Consider the following 13,390-nt stretch of genomic DNA (forward strand, 5'->3'; position numbering starts at 1 on the left):
CGGGTGACCTGTGCGTCTGACACGTCGGGGGTTCTGACGGCCTCACGTCCGACATGTCACAACGTCTGACTTGTCACAGCTCAGCGGGGTCACAACCCGGCGGTCTGCGGTGTCAACTCGAGTATGGACACCATCGAACGGCGCATCTCCACCACCGCACTGGTCATCGGTACCGGGGGCTCCGGCCTCCGGGCAGCGATCGAGCTCGCCGAACAGGGGGTGGACGTCCTGGCGCTGGGCAAGCGGCCCCGCATGGACGCCCACACCTCGCTCGCCGCGGGCGGCATCAACGCGGCTCTCGGCACGATGGACGCGGAGGACAGCTGGCAGCAGCACGCCGCCGACACGATCAAGGAGAGCTACTTCCTGGCCAACCCGCACACGGCCGAGATCGTCGCGCAGGGCGCCGCCCAGGGCATCGCCGACCTGGAGCGGTACGGCATGGCCTTCGCCCGGGAGGAAGACGGCCGCATCTCGCAGCGGTTCTTCGGCGCGCACACCTACCGCCGCACCGCGTTCGCGGGCGACTACACGGGCCTGGAGATCCAGCGGTCCCTGGTGAACCGGGCGACGCAGCTCGACATCCCGATCCTGGACTCGGTGTACGTCACCCGGATCCTGACGCACGAGGGCGCCGTGTTCGGCGCCTACGGCTTCGACCTCACCGACGGCACGCAGTACCTGATCCACGCCGACGCCGTGATCCTCGCCGCGGGCGGGCACAACCGCATCTGGCGGCGCACGTCCTCGCGCCGCGACGAGAACACCGGCGACTCGTTCCGCCTGGCCGTCGAGGCGGGCGCCCGGCTGCGCGATCCGGAGCTGGTGCAGTTCCACCCGTCGGGAATCCTGGAGCCAGAGAACGCGGCGGGCACGCTGGTCTCCGAGGCCGCGCGCGGCGAGGGCGGCATCCTGCGCAACGCCCTGGGCGAGCGGTTCATGGAGAAGTACGACCCCGAGCGGATGGAGCTGTCCACCCGCGACCGCGTGGCCCTGGCCGCCTACACCGAGATCAAGGAGGGGCGCGGCACCGAGAAGGGCGGCGTCTGGCTCGACGTCTCGCACCTGCCGCGCGAGACGATCATGACGCGCCTGCCGCGCGTCTACCAGACGATGCTCGAGCTGCAGATGGTCGACATCACCACCGACCCGATCGAGATCGCGCCCACCGCGCACTACTCGATGGGCGGCGTCTGGGTGCGGCCCGAGGACCACAGCACCGAGGTGGACGGCCTGTACGCGATCGGCGAGGCGTCCAGCGGCCTGCACGGCGCGAACCGCCTGGGCGGCAACTCGCTGATCGAGCTGCTGGTCTTCGGCCGCCTCGTCGGCCGCGCGGCCGCGGCCTACTCCGCCGGCCTGGAGGCCCAGCTCCGCTCGCACGACGCCGAGGCCCGCGCCCGCGCCGAGGTCGCCGACCTGCTGGCCGCCGACGGCACCGAGAACGTCCGGGCCCTGCAGCGCGCCGTGCGCAACACGATGACCGAGCACGCCGGCGTCGTCCGGGACGAGGAGGGGCTGCTCGCCGGCCTGAAGGAGCTGGCCGAGATCGAGGAGCGCGCCACGCACGTCGGCGTGCACCCGGACATCGCGGGCTTCCAGGACCTCGCCCACGCCTTCGACCTCAAGGCGTCCCTCATCGCGGCGCGGGCCACGCTGGAGGCCGCGCTCGAGCGGCGCGAGACCCGCGGCTGCCACAACCGCAGCGACTACCCGGACCTGGACCCGAACCTGCAGGTGAACCTGGTCTGGTCGCCGACAACGGGCATCGTCCGCGAGGAGATCCCCGCCGTCCCGGAGGAGATCGCCGCCCTGATCGCGGCGCAGGAGGTCTCGACGGCGGGCAAGCTCGTCGAGTAGCCCTCGCTGACCTGCCTCGCGAGCTCCCGAGTGCTGGATCTTCGCGCTTTCCGGGATCGGAAGGCGCGAAGATCCCGCGCTCAGCGGAGGTGGCGGGGGTCGTGGGTGTCGCCCGTCGCGCGTTCCGTCCAGCCGGGCCAGACGCGCTGCGCGTCGCGCGGGCGCAGCTTGCCGCCCAGGTGCATCGCCCGCCACACCCCGCGGTAGCCCGGCAGAATGCCGGAGGCGATGATCACGTGCCCGACGACGACCGGGGTCACCACGTACGTCGACCACCGGTGGATCTGGGCGAACCACACGAACGCCGGCCCGCCGCTGACCAGCACGAGCCCGATCCCGGACCCGATCAGGGCCAGCAGCGTGACGACGAGCACGAGGTTGGCGACCCGCTGCCCCGGGTCGAACCGCCCCTCGTGCCGGCCAAACCGGCCCGTCAGGATCGCGGCCGGCCAGCGCCGGAACCACGCGCCGTCGCCGTGCTGGAACCGGACGGTCTCGCGCCAGAAGACCCGCCAGCCGCGCGCGCCGACGACGACGGTGAGCGCGGTGAACCCCGCGAGGACCCAGCCGGCCACGGTGTGCACCTCGGTGTCCGGGACCCCCGTGACCTGGGCGATGAAGCTCGGGCTGCCCTCGTTGCCGAGCAGCAGCCACCACCCGGTGATCAGCAGCACGATGACGGACACGTACACGCCGGCATGGAACCAGCGGGCGGCCCGCGGGTTGCGCTCGACGGTGCCGCCGTCGACGTCGTGCTGGTCGGTGTCGTGCCCGGTGTCACGGTGCCCGGTGTCACGGTGCTCAGTAGGACTCACCGCTGTCTCCCGTGCTGCCATCCATGCTGCCGCCGGACTCCACGGTCACGTTGACCTGGGTCTCCACCCCGGCCGCGGAGTGGTCGGCGTTGCGCAGCGACGCGTCGATCTCGTGGTCCCCCGCGGGCAGCTCGGTGATCTCGACGCTGTTGCCCTCGACGACCTGGTACTCCTGGTCGTTGCCGTCGAAGAACACGTGGACGTGGTCCTTGCCGGTGTCGGGCGCACCGAGCTCCTCGCTGGACTTGAGCTCGACCGTGAACGGCGTCTCGACCGTGGCGCCGTCCGCCGGGGACGTGATCTCCAGGGTCATGCCGCCCCCGCCCCCAGATCCGCCCGAGTCGGTCGAACCACCACCGCCGTAACCGCCCCCGGTGCCGCCGTTGCTGCCGCAACCCGCCGCGAGCAGGACCGTCAGCACCGCGCCGGCGGCGAGCCTCGCTCCTCGTAGTCTGGACATGGTTGTCTCCCTTGTTCCGGGGCTCTCCCCGGGCTCGGTCCGGACGTCGTCGGCGGCGCCCGTCACCAGTCCCTACGTGGCGGGGCGCCCGGCGGATCTCTCGCCGCGCGGACTCGTCACGAACTTCAGCCGGAACAGACCCAGCCCGGCACCAGATGAGCCCGGCAGAGATCCGCACGCGGGTCCGGCACGTAGGAAAGGGCATGACGGCATCGGACGAGGCGCTCCTCGCCGGGATGGCCGCGGACGACCAGGACGCGGCGGCCGTCTTCGTGCGCCGGCACCAGGCCCGGGTGTACGGGCTGGCGCTCTTCGTCGTCGGCATCCCCGCGGTCGCCGAGGAGGTGGCGCAGGAGACCTTCGTCCGGGCGTGGCGGCACGCCGATGGGTTCGACCCCCGGCGGGGTCGCGCGACGACGTGGCTGCTCGCGATCGCCCGGCACGCCGCGATCGACGTGCTCCGGGTGCGCCGCGACGTGCCCGTGGACCCGGTGGTCATGGCGGAAGTCCTGGCCGAGCGGGTCACGGCGCGGACGGTCGGCGACCCCGACCGGCTCGCGAACCAGGTGGCGACCGGCACCACGGTGGACGCCGCGCTGGCCCAGGTGCCCCGCGAGCAGGCGACGGCGGTGGTGCTCGCGTCGGTGTTCGGGCTCAGCGGCGCCGAGATCGCGGAACGCACCGGGGTGCCCCTCGGGACGGCGAAGACCCGCATCCGGCTCGGGCTGCGGCACCTGCGGGACGAGCTGGCGAGCAGCCGAGAGGTGGATCGACCATGAACTCGCGCGACGGGAACGAGGACAGGAACAGCGACATGAACGGCACCGACCGCTGCGCCGAGCTGCGCGACGCGCTCACCGAGGTGGCGCTGGGGGTCGCCGACGGCACCACGCGCGGCGAGGTGATGGCGCACCTGGCCACGTGCGACCGCTGCCGGGACGAGCTGTCGTCGCTGTCCGCGGCCGCGGACGAGCTGCTCCTGCTGGTCCCGGAGCGCGAACCCGCTGCCGGGTTCGAGGGCCGCGTGCTGGACCGGCTCGCACCGGTTCCCGCTGGGTCCGCCGGTTCCGTCGGTTCCGCCGGCTCTTCCGGTTCCGCCGGTTCCGCCGGTTCCGCCAGCTCCTCCGGTTCCGCCGGCGACCGTCGCCCCGCGACCGTCCGCCGGCACCGGATGCGGCGTACTGCGCTCGCCGGCGTCGCCGCGGCGGGCCTGCTCGTGGCGGGCGGCGCGAGCGTGTGGGTCGTCACGGCGCAGGACCGCGAGCTGGCCGCGAGCTACCGCACCACGCTCGACACGGCGGGCGGTCACTACCTCGCCGCCGCCGACCTCGTCGCGGAGACCCCGACGGGCGACAGCCCAGCGAGTGACAGCCAAGCGAGTGACAGCACTGCGGGAGACGGCACAACGGAAGACAGAACCACGGGGTCGGTGGGCACCGTCTTCCTCTACGACGGCAACCCGTCCTGGGCCTACGTGGTGGTCCGCGACGCCGGTCCGGCGGACAGCTACGACGTCACGGCAGTCGTCGCGGCCGGCACGAACGGCGGGGCCGGCGGCACCGACACGAGCACAGCCGCCCCCTACGGCCGGGGAGTCCACGCGACGGAACCGGGCCACACGACCTTCGACCGCAGGAACTCCGACGCCGGGACCCCGCCAGGCGCCGGCATCCCCGGCAGCGCGGAGACCCGGGAGGTCGCGCTGGGGTCGTGCGTCGTGACGACGGGCACCTGCTCGGCGGGCGGCGTGCTCGACGTGCCCGTCTCCGACGTCCGGTCCGTGCGGCTCGCCGCCCCGGACGGCACGACCTGGGCCACGGCGGCCCTCCCCTGAGCCCTGAGCCCTAAGCCCTAAGCCCTAAGCCCTAAGCCCTAAGCCCTAAGCCCAGGCTCACTCCGCCCCGCGCACCACCAGCCGGGGCTCCACCAGCACGTATGCGGCGTCCTGGCCGGCCTCCCGCTGCAGGACGACGTTCCCCGTCGGCCCCATCAGCAGGTCCAGCACCCCGGCCGCGACCTGCTCGGGCAGCTGCTCGACGCTGCTGATCCCCAGCGCCTCGGCGGCCGGTGTGTTGTCGAAGCCGACCACCGGCAGCCCCGGCCGGCCCAGGGCCGTCGCGGCGAGGTGGGCGCCGATCGCCAGGGAGTCGCTCACGCAGACGACGGCGTCCACGGGGTCGGCCGCGAGCGCCGTGCCGACCAGCTCGCGCGCCAGGCCGACGCTGTCCTCGGTGTGCCAGCGGGGTCCGGCGTGCCCGGCGTCGGACATCGCCTCGCTCCAGCCGCGGGCGCGGTCGTCGCCGGTCCCGGAGCCCTCGGGCCAGCCGAGGAACGCGATGCGGGGTCCGGCCTGGTCGAGCAGGTGCCGGGTGGCGGCGCGGGTGCCGGCGGCGCCGTCGACGTCGGCCCAGGGGTGCGCGGGCACGCCGTCGCCGTCCCCATCACCCCTGCCAACGCCGTCGTCGTCATCCCGCCAGGGGCGGCCGAAGGAGACGAAGGGCACGTCGCGGGCCTGCAGCCAGGTGGTGCGGGTGTCCTCGTGGGACGTGCCGGTCAGGACGACGGCGTCGATCTCGCCGCCGTCGACGAGGTCGCCGATGCGGTCGATCTCCTCGGCGGGGGTGCGGGCCGCGTAGAGCAGCACGCGCATGCCGCGCTCGCTGGCGCGCTCGGTCAGGGCGTGCACGAACCGGTCGAGCACGACGCCGGAGATGCCGCCCGCGTACGGGTCGAGGCGCACGCCGATGGTGGAGCTGCGCCGGGTGCGCAGGCGGCGCGCGGCGGCGTGGGGGCGGTAGCCGAGCTCGACGATGGCGCGCTGGACGCGCTCCCGGGTGGGGCCGCGCACGATGTCCGGGGAGTTCAGGACGTTGGAGACGGTCTGCCGCGAGACACCGGCCGCGCGGGCGACGTCCTCGACGGTAGGCGCCTTCGCCATCGTTCCCCCTCCCCTGTCCACCCTGTCGAAACGAACCCTGCCGAACCACGCCTGTCGTGAATGTTCGGAATCGTCATCCTAGGTGGCACATCCCGTCACCCGTCCACCTTGACATCGCGCTCACCCCCTCCTTAGTGTCCTGCCCAGCGTAATTTGATCGTTCAAACTTTGTCATCACCACGTGCCTCATCAAGGGAGAAGAGACATGACAAGGCCCATCTCACGACACCTCGCCGGCGCGGGCGCCGTCCTGGTCGCCGGTGCGCTCGTGCTCACCGGCTGCGGCGGTTCCGGCTTCGCGGACGAGCCCGCGGCGCAGGACGACGCCGCCGCCGACTCGCTCACCAGCTCCGACGACCCGCTGTCGATCCTCATCGGCTCGTCCGGCGACGCCGAGACCGACGCCGTCACCGAGGCGGTCGCCGCCTGGTCCGAGGAGTCCGGCGTCGAGGCGGAGGTGCAGGTCGCCAGCGACCTGCCCCAGCAGCTCTCGCAGGGCTTCGCGGCCGGCTCCCCGCCGGACCTGTTCTACCTGGCGCCCGAGGCGATCGCCGGCTACGCGGACAACGGCTCGCTCCAGGCGTACGGCGACCTGCTCGCGAACAAGGACGACTTCTACCCGTCCCTCGTGGAGAACTTCACCGTCGACGACACGTTCTACTGCGCGCCCAAGGACTTCTCGACGCTCGGCCTGGTCATCAACACCCAGCTCTGGGAGGACGCCGGCCTGACCGACGCCGACCTCCCCACCACGTGGGACGAGCTGGCCACGGTGGCCGAGAAGCTGACCACCGACGACCAGGTGGGCCTGTCGTTCGGCGCGGAGTACCAGCGCGTCGGCACCTTCATGGCGCAGGCGGGCGGCGGCCTCGTCGTCGACGGCGCCCCGGCCGCCGACAGCGCGGGCAGCGTCGAGGGCCTGGAGTACGTGCAGAGCCACCTCGAGGACGGCACGTTCGCCTACGCGGCCGACCTTGGCGCCGGCTGGGGCGGCGAGGCCCTCGGCAAGGGGCTGGCCGCGATGGTCATCGAGGGCAACTGGGTCACCGGTGCGCTGACGAACGACTTCCCCGACGTCGAGTACACGGTGGCCGAGCTGCCCGCCGGTCCCGCCGGCCCGGGCACGCTGCAGTTCACCAACTGCTGGGGCATGGCCGCCGACAGCCCCAACCAGGAGGCGGCGCTGAGCCTGGTGGAGCACCTGACGAGCACCGAGCAGCAGCTCGCGTTCTCGGAGGCGTTCGGCCCGATGCCCTCGATCGAGTCGGCCGCGGCCGACTGGACGAGCGCCAACCCCGACCTGACCGCGTTCCTGGACGGCGCCGAGTACGCGCAGTTCCCACCGAACTGGGCCGGCGCCACGGACGTCATCACGGACCTGAACTCCCAGCTGGAGTCCCTGAAGACCGGTGACGTCGCCACCATCCTCGGCACCGCGCAGTCGAACCTCGAAGCGATCGCCGAGTAGCACGCACATGTCTCTTCTCGCGACGCCGCGCGACGCCGGTTACCGTGCCGGGCCCGATGGGGCCCGGCACGGTGCCGGACGCGGCATCCGACGCGGCGAGGCCGTGGCCGGGTGGCTGTTCATGCTGCCCGTGCTGGTGATCCTCGGCGTGTTCCTGCTGGTGCCGGTGCTGATGGCCCTGTGGGTCAGCTTCTCGGACTGGTCCGGGCGCGGCAGCCCGCTGTCGTCCGGCGTCGGCTTCGTGGGGCTGGACAACTACGCGGCCGTCACCACCGGTGGCGGCCTCGCCGAGCGCGACTTCGGTATCGCGCTGCGCAACAACGCCTGGTACGTGCTGCTGGTGGTGCCGCTGCAGACGGCGCTGGCGCTGTTCCTGGCGGTGCTCGTCAACCGCGCGGTCCTGCGGGGCCGCGGCATCTTCCGCACCGCGTTCTACTTCCCGTCGGTCACGAGCTCGGTGGCGATCACCGTGCTGTGGCTGTTCCTGTTCTCGACGTCGGGCGTGGTCAACACGGTCCTGGCCCGGCTCGGCATCGCCGGGCCCAACTGGTTCAACGACCCGAGCGGCGTGCTGCACAACCTGCTGGGCGTGCTCGGCCTGCGCACCGGGCCGGACTCCCTGACGCAGCACGGCTTCCTCGGCGTGACGTGGTGGGACTGGCTCGCCGGGCCTTCGGTCGCGATGTCGGCGTTCGTGCTCATGGCGATCTTCACCACCAGCGGCACGTTCATGCTGCTGTTCCTCGCGGGCCTGCAGAACATCGCCCCCGAGGTCGAGGAGGCCGCCATGGTCGACGGCGCCAACGCCTGGCAGCGCTTCTGGCGCATCACGCTCCCCCAGCTGCGGCCCACGCTGTTCACCGTGCTGACCCTGGGCCTGATCGGCTGCTGGCAGGTGTTCGACCAGATCTACACCGGCACGCAGGGCGGCCCCGGCAAGACGACGCTTACCCCCGCCTACCTCAGCTACCAGTCGGCGTTCCTGTCGCAGGACTGGGGCCAGGGCGCGGCGATCGCGTTCATCCTCTTCGTCATCATCGTGCTGCTGACGATCCTGCAGCGCTGGATCCTGCGCGAGCGCCCCGACGTGCCGCGCCGTCCGCGACCGCGCCGCCGTCCGGACCCGAGCGGGCAGCCGGACCAAAGCGGGAAGCCGACCCCGAGCGGGAACCCGGACCGGACCACGGAGGCCGACCGATGAGCCTGACCCTGGGCCGCAACACGGGCCTCTCCACGGACGGCAGCAGGAGGCGCGGCTCGAACCGAGGCACGAACGGCGGCCTGCGTCGCCGGCCGCGCAAGGCGCTCGCCTGGCAGATCGGGCTGTACGTGCTGCTGATCGGCCTCGCGCTGGTCTACGTCTACCCGTTCCTGGTCCAGCTCGCGACGTCCGTCAAGACGGAGGCGGACGCCGCGGCCGACCCGGTCTCGCTCGTGCCCGACCCGCTGACCTGGTCCGCCTACGCGCGCCTGTTCCTGCGGTCGGACTTCCCCGTGTGGTTCGCGAACTCCGCGATCGTGACCGTGCTGGTCACCGCGGGGCGAGTGTTCTTCGACTCCCTGGCGGGCTACGCGCTGGCCCGGCTGCACTTCCGCGGGCGCGGCGTGATCTTCGCGGCGCTCGTAGCGGTCATGGCAGTGCCCACGGTGGTGCTGCTGATCCCCAAGTTCCTGGTGATCAACCAGCTCGGCATCTACGACTCGTACGCGGGCATGGTGCTGCCGCTGCTCGTGGACGCGGCCGGCGTGTTCATCATGAAGAACTTCTTCGAGTCCATCCCGGCCTCGGTCGAGGAGCAGGCCCGCATCGACGGCGCCGGGACGTTCCGGATCTTCTGGTCCGTGGTGCTGCCCATGGCGCGACCCGCGCTCGTGACCATCGTGATCCTGTCGTTCCAGGGGTCGTGGAACGAGCTGAGCCACTTCATCGTCGCCGCCCAGTCCCCCGACCTGACGACCCTCACCAAGGGCGTCGCCTCCCTGGCCAGCGGGCAGCTCAGCCAGGGCAGCCAGTACCCCATCAAGCTCGCCGCCGCGGCGATCATGACCATCCCCGTGGCGGTCGTGTTCTTCGTGTTCCAGCGACGCATCATGAACACCAGCGAAGGAGCCGTCAAGGAATGACGACGAGCACGACGACGAGCACGACGTCCACCACCCCGCCCATGCAGCCACTGCAGCCGCTGCTCGGCGACGCCGTCATCGCCCTGCGCGCCCCGACCCAGGTCTGGTCTGGCCGTGACGGCAACCTCGGCGCCGCGCCGATCGACGGCGTCTACCACGGCGACGTGCGGCACGTGCGCGGCCTGACGCTGGAGTGCGCCGAGTCGGCGATCGAGTACATCTCGCTCGCCCCGGACAGCGCCTCGCACGTCGTGTTCGGCGGCCTCCTGCGCGGGGCGGACGACGCCACGCCCGACCCCAAGCTGCGTCTCGTGCGCGACCGCCGCGTGGCCGACGGCTCGCTCGCGGAGACCTGGACCGTCGCCTCGCACCTGGCCGAGCCGACGCGCGTGACCCTACGCCTGCGGCTGCGCCCCGACTTCGCGAGCATGCACGAGGTCAAGGCCGGCGTCGCCGCCCCGGGCGGCGCGCCGGAGATCACGCTCGGCGACGGTTCTGGCAGCAGCACCGTGACGGCGCGCTCCGGCGGCCACTCGTTCACGCTGACGGCCGCCGGCGCGACCGTGACCACCGGCGCGGACGGCGAGATCGTCGCGACCTGGCCGCTGGACGTCCCGGCCCGCGGCAGCGCGGAGGCCGCCTGGTCGCTCGCCCTGCACGACGACGCCATGGTCGTCCGCGGCGCCGCCGGTACCTGGCCCGGGACCGCGGAGGCGCTGCGCGGGGCGGGGGCCGGCGACTCGGCTCCTGCCGGTGCGGCTCCTGCCGGTGCAGCCCCTGCCGGTGCAGCCCCTGCCGGCACAGCCCCTGTCGGTGCAGCCAGGATCGCCGTCTCCGAGGGCGCCGACCCCCGCCTCGGCCGCTGGCTCGACACCGCGCTCGACGACCTCGACGCCCTGCGCCTGACCCTGCCCGGCCACCCCGACGACGAGTTCTTCGCCGCCGGTGCGCCCTGGTTCTTCACGCTGTTCGGCCGCGACGCCCTGTGGGCCGCCCGCCTAGCGCTCCCGCTCGACGTCAGGATCGCGGCGTCCACGCTGCGCGTCCTGGCCCGGCTGCAGGGCACCGACCACGACGTCGACACCGCGCAGGAGCCCGGCAAGATCCTGCACGAGCTGCGCGCGACGCCGCTCGAGATCCCCGGCGAGGGCGTCGTCCTGCCCCCGCTGTACTACGGCAGCGTCGACTCCACCCCGCTGTGGATCTGCCTGCTCGCCGACGCCTGGCGCGCCGGCATGCCCGACGACGAGGTCGCCGCCCTGCTGCCCGCGCTGCGCGGCGCGCTGACCTGGCTGATCGAGCACGGCGACAGCGACGGCGACGGGTTCCTCGACTACATCGACCGGTCCGGGCGCGGCCTGGCCAACCAGGGCTGGAAGGACTCCGGCGACTCCATCCAGTGGCGCGACGGCGCCCTCGCCGACGGCCCGATCGCGCTCTGCGAGGTCCAGGGCTACGCCTACGAGGCGGCGCTCGCGGGCGCGGACCTGCTGGAGGCGTTCGGCACGGAGACCTCGCGGTCGGACGACGGGGCATCCGCAGCGACCGCCGCCGTCCTCAACCCGGCCGGCCTGCGTGCCTGGGCCGCCGACCTGCGCGCCCGGTTCGCGGCGTCGTACTGGGTGCAGACGCCGGAGGGCCGGTACCCGGCCGTGGCGCTGGACAAGGACAAGCGCCCGGTCGACACGCTGACCAGCAACATCGGGCACCTGCTGGGCACCGGGATCCTGGAGCCGGACGAGGAGCAGCACGTCGCCGACCTGCTGCTGGGCCCGGCGATGTCGACCGGGTTCGGCATCCGCACGATGTCCACGGGCGCGGCGGGCTACTGGCCGCTGTCGTACCACGGGGGCAGCGTGTGGACGCACGACACCGCCATCGCGGTGCACGGTATGCACCGCGCCGGCCTGGCCGGTCACGCGCGCCGCGCGGTGGACGGGCTGCTCGCGGCTGCCGAGGGCTTCGACTACCGCGTGCCGGAGCTGCACGGCGGCGACCCGGCGACGCGCGCCGGGGTGCCGACGCCGTACCCGGCGGCCTGCCGCCCGCAGGCCTGGTCGGCGGCGGCGGCGATCACCTGCCTCGCGGTGACGAGCGCCCCGCGCGCGGGCTCCGTCGTCGGCTGAGGCGTGGTCGGCTGAGGCGGGGTCGGCCGGCGTCGTCGGCTGAGGCGTCGTCGGCTGAAGCCTCGGCGGCCGATCCGTCGTCGGCCGAGGCTCCTCCGAAGGTCCGCCGTGCGCAGGCGCTCGCGGCGGACCTTTCCCGGCCGTCCGGGGGCCAAAGGTAATCTTCCGACATGAACCGGGTGACCCTGCAGGACGTCGCGGAGCACGCGGGGGTCTCGATGAAGACCGTGTCCAACGTGGTCCGCGGGTACCAGCACGTCAGCCCGGGGATGCGCGAGCGGGTGCAGGCGGCGATCGACGAGCTCGGATACCGGCCCAACCGCACGGGCCGCAGCCTCGCCACGGGTAGGTCGAGCATGCTCGGGCTCGCGTTCCCGGACCTGCGGCGCCCGTACTTCGCCGAGCTCGCGCACGTCTTCGCGCGGGTCGCCGAGTCGCGCGGCTACCGGCTCCTGCTCGCGGAGACGGGCGCGACGGCGGACGGCGAACGCTCCGTGCTGCGCGACCGCGAGGCCGGGATCATGGACGCGATGGTGATGCAGCCGCAGGTCCTGGCCGCCCGCGAGCTGGACGGGGAGCAGCACGGCATGCCCATCGTCTTCCTGGGCGAGGACCCACAGCCCGACGGCGCGGACCAGGTCGCGATCGACAACGTGGCCGCCGCCCGCGACGCCGTCGGGCACCTGGTGCGCGCCGGACGCCGCCGCATCGGGTTCCTCGGGCACGAGACCGACCGGATGTCGTGGACGTCCAGGCTCCGGATCGAGGGCTACCGCCAGGCGCTCGCCGACGCCGGCCTGTCCGCCGACCCGGAGCTGCTCGTCACCCGGCGGCAGGACGGCGACGCCCGCGACGCCGAGGAGGCCCTCGACGCCGCCCTGTCGGCCGGGCTGCGGCTGGACGGGCTGCTGTGCCGCGACGACCTCGCGGCGATCGGCGCGCTGCGCGCCCTGCGGCGGCACGGCCTGGACGTGCCGGGCGACGTCGCCGTGATCGGCTGGGACGCGATCGAGCTCGGCGCGAGCACCGCGCCGAGCCTGACGTCGGTCGCCCCGGACACGCGGGCGCTCGCCGAACGTGCGCTGGACCTGCTGCTGGAGCGGCTGGAGGGCTACGCGGGCCCGGGCCGGCACGTCACGGTGGGCCACACGATCGAGTTCCGCGAGAGCGCCCCGGCGGCCGCTGAAGCGGCGGGCGACACGACGGAGGGCGGCGGGGCGGGAGGCAGCCCCACGCCGGGCAGCACAACGCGCTGACGGGGGCAGTCGGCAGTTTGCCCCACAAACTCGGCAGTCTGCATCGAGATCGGCACAGGCCTGTGCCGACTTCGATGCAAACTGCCGACGCCGCCACGGACTGCCGACGCAGCGCGCGCGGTCTGCCGACGTCAGCGGGCCTCCGGGGTGACCGCCGCCAGCTGTTCGACCAGGCCCCGCCCACTGAAGTGGGCAGTCGCCCCGCGCAGGTCGGCAGCTTGCCCCGCTGCGCACCCCCGCTCTGCGCGCCCCGCTCTTCGCGCGGCCGCGCCTCTCCACTGGCGGTCGGCAGTTTGCACCGCAAACTCGGCAGTCTGCATCGAGGTCGGCACAGGCCTGTGCC

Annotated in this window: 11 protein-coding genes; 8 read left to right on the forward strand and 3 right to left on the reverse strand. The window is 73.2% G+C overall.

Translation table 11 applies throughout. The features are described 5' to 3' along the window. The first annotated feature begins 123 nt into the window (after nt 1–123). Complete coding sequence (locus ACFU5G_RS24655) at nt 124–1,860, forward strand: L-aspartate oxidase (protein ID WP_377250719.1); 1,737 nt, start codon at nt 124–126, stop codon at nt 1,858–1,860. 80 nt (nt 1,861–1,940) lie between these two features. Here ACFU5G_RS24655 and ACFU5G_RS24660 read toward each other — a convergent pair whose 3' ends face one another. Continuing rightward, nucleotides 1,941–2,675: a cytochrome b/b6 domain-containing protein gene (locus ACFU5G_RS24660; RefSeq protein ID WP_377250721.1), complete on the reverse strand. Its 735-nt coding sequence runs from the start codon at nt 2,673–2,675 to the stop codon at nt 1,941–1,943. Then, nucleotides 2,662–3,135, reverse strand: coding sequence for a hypothetical protein (locus tag ACFU5G_RS24665; protein ID WP_377250723.1), 474 nt, complete (start codon nt 3,133–3,135; stop codon nt 2,662–2,664). Before ACFU5G_RS24665 ends, ACFU5G_RS24660 begins: the two co-directional genes overlap by 14 nt. Before the next feature lie 203 nt (nt 3,136–3,338). Here ACFU5G_RS24665 and ACFU5G_RS24670 point away from each other — a divergent pair, with 203 nt between their 5' ends. Then, nucleotides 3,339–3,914, forward strand: coding sequence for an RNA polymerase sigma factor (locus tag ACFU5G_RS24670; protein WP_377250725.1), 576 nt, complete (start codon nt 3,339–3,341; stop codon nt 3,912–3,914). Then, nucleotides 3,911–4,969: a zf-HC2 domain-containing protein gene (locus ACFU5G_RS24675; RefSeq protein WP_377250728.1), complete on the forward strand. Its 1,059-nt coding sequence runs from the start codon at nt 3,911–3,913 to the stop codon at nt 4,967–4,969. Before ACFU5G_RS24670 ends, ACFU5G_RS24675 begins: the two co-directional genes overlap by 4 nt. A gap of 57 nt (nt 4,970–5,026) precedes the next feature. Here ACFU5G_RS24675 and ACFU5G_RS24680 read toward each other — a convergent pair whose 3' ends face one another. Further along, a complete protein-coding gene (locus ACFU5G_RS24680) occupies nt 5,027–6,073 on the reverse strand; it encodes a LacI family DNA-binding transcriptional regulator (protein WP_377250731.1) in 1,047 nt (348 codons plus the stop codon). A 205-nt stretch (nt 6,074–6,278) separates the two neighbouring features. Between ACFU5G_RS24680 and ACFU5G_RS24685 the strand changes: the two genes are divergently transcribed. From ACFU5G_RS24685 to ACFU5G_RS24705, 5 genes are all read left to right on the forward strand, one after another. Next, complete coding sequence (locus ACFU5G_RS24685) at nt 6,279–7,541, forward strand: extracellular solute-binding protein (RefSeq protein WP_377250734.1); 1,263 nt, start codon at nt 6,279–6,281, stop codon at nt 7,539–7,541. Between the two features lie 7 nt (nt 7,542–7,548). After that, nucleotides 7,549–8,742 (forward strand): carbohydrate ABC transporter permease, encoded by a 1,194-nt coding sequence (locus tag ACFU5G_RS24690; protein ID WP_377250736.1) that lies wholly within the window; start codon nt 7,549–7,551, stop codon nt 8,740–8,742. Then, nucleotides 8,739–9,665: a carbohydrate ABC transporter permease gene (locus ACFU5G_RS24695; protein WP_377250738.1), complete on the forward strand. Its 927-nt coding sequence runs from the start codon at nt 8,739–8,741 to the stop codon at nt 9,663–9,665. The genes ACFU5G_RS24690 and ACFU5G_RS24695 overlap by 4 nt, the downstream gene beginning before the upstream one ends. After that, a complete protein-coding gene (locus ACFU5G_RS24700) occupies nt 9,662–11,791 on the forward strand; it encodes a glycogen debranching N-terminal domain-containing protein (RefSeq protein ID WP_377250741.1) in 2,130 nt (709 codons plus the stop codon). The genes ACFU5G_RS24695 and ACFU5G_RS24700 overlap by 4 nt, the downstream gene beginning before the upstream one ends. 170 nt (nt 11,792–11,961) lie before the next feature. Beyond that, nucleotides 11,962–13,047, forward strand: a complete 1,086-nt coding sequence (locus tag ACFU5G_RS24705) for a LacI family DNA-binding transcriptional regulator (protein ID WP_377250744.1) — start codon at nt 11,962–11,964, stop codon at nt 13,045–13,047. Nucleotides 13,048–13,390 lie beyond the last annotated feature (343 nt).

This window comes from Promicromonospora sp. NPDC057488 (assembly GCF_042802395.1).
In the GTDB taxonomy this organism is placed as follows: domain Bacteria; phylum Actinomycetota; class Actinomycetes; order Actinomycetales; family Cellulomonadaceae; genus Promicromonospora.

Coding starts and splice junctions, on each gene's coding strand:
- ACFU5G_RS24655 (WP_377250719.1), top strand. CDS start 124: ATGGACACCATCGAACGGCGCATCTCCACCACCGCACTGGTCATCGGT.
- ACFU5G_RS24665 (WP_377250723.1), bottom strand. CDS start 3,135: ATGTCCAGACTACGAGGAGCGAGGCTCGCCGCCGGCGCGGTGCTGACG.
- ACFU5G_RS24670 (WP_377250725.1), top strand. CDS start 3,339: ATGACGGCATCGGACGAGGCGCTCCTCGCCGGGATGGCCGCGGACGAC.
- ACFU5G_RS24675 (WP_377250728.1), top strand. CDS start 3,911: ATGAACTCGCGCGACGGGAACGAGGACAGGAACAGCGACATGAACGGC.
- ACFU5G_RS24680 (WP_377250731.1), bottom strand. CDS start 6,073: ATGGCGAAGGCGCCTACCGTCGAGGACGTCGCCCGCGCGGCCGGTGTC.
- ACFU5G_RS24685 (WP_377250734.1), top strand. CDS start 6,279: ATGACAAGGCCCATCTCACGACACCTCGCCGGCGCGGGCGCCGTCCTG.
- ACFU5G_RS24690 (WP_377250736.1), top strand. CDS start 7,549: ATGTCTCTTCTCGCGACGCCGCGCGACGCCGGTTACCGTGCCGGGCCC.
- ACFU5G_RS24695 (WP_377250738.1), top strand. CDS start 8,739: ATGAGCCTGACCCTGGGCCGCAACACGGGCCTCTCCACGGACGGCAGC.
- ACFU5G_RS24700 (WP_377250741.1), top strand. CDS start 9,662: ATGACGACGAGCACGACGACGAGCACGACGTCCACCACCCCGCCCATG.
- ACFU5G_RS24705 (WP_377250744.1), top strand. CDS start 11,962: ATGAACCGGGTGACCCTGCAGGACGTCGCGGAGCACGCGGGGGTCTCG.